The sequence below is a fragment of the Streptomyces shenzhenensis genome, assembly GCF_021462265.1.
Classification (GTDB): domain Bacteria; phylum Actinomycetota; class Actinomycetes; order Streptomycetales; family Streptomycetaceae; genus Streptomyces; species Streptomyces shenzhenensis.
Genome location: NZ_JAJONF010000189.1, coordinates 1 through 634, shown reverse-complemented (window position 1 = coordinate 634; position 634 = coordinate 1). Strand labels below are relative to the sequence as shown.

At 67.4% G+C, this 634-nt stretch carries 1 protein-coding gene; it reads right to left on the bottom strand.

The genetic code is table 11. The features are described from left to right. On the bottom strand, positions 1 to 545 hold a 545-nt coding region (locus LQ326_RS47390), incomplete at its 3' end, for a hypothetical protein (protein ID WP_234545410.1). Positions 546 to 634: the final 89 nt, after the last annotated feature.

Sequence of the window (634 nt, the reverse complement as noted above, 5' to 3'; positions counted from 1 at the left end):
CGTGCGTGGGCGTGGCGGGCGATGCTGGCGGCGAACAGCGGGGTTTCCCGCCGGTTGTGGTCACCGGAGGCGGCCTGCCGTGCGGCGGCGGCCTCTTCGAAGGTGCCGCCGTTCTTCTCGAGGAAGTCCATGAACTCCTGGGTGGGGTGGCTGGTGACCTGGTTGGTGTAGGTGACGGTGCCGTCGCCGTTGTCCTTGGCCGACAGGTCCCAGATCACCTGGACCGTCGTCCAGCCGTGCGGGGTGAGGACATCGGAGGTGGACACCATGTGGCAGTGGTGCTTCTCGGCGATCTCGGCGACGTAGTGCTGGATCACCAGCCCGGTGCCGATCATCTCCACGTTGATCGACATCGGACGGCCGTCGTCGGTCGTGGTGTAGCCGGCCGCCTTGTGGTCCGGCGGAGCGCAGCGCTGGTACTCCTTGTCCGGGAGGTTCAGCAGCCAGTCGGCGATGTCGATCGCGTCCCAGGGCGCGTCGAGCGGCGCGTGCTCCGTCGAGGCGGACAGCACCAGATCGGACAGGACCTTCTTCGCATCACTCATGATGTGTTTCCTTCTGTGGGGGCCACGGCTGGTGCCGGGCCGGCTTGTGCAGGTCATGGCCGACCGGACACTGCCAGTCCGACCACCCT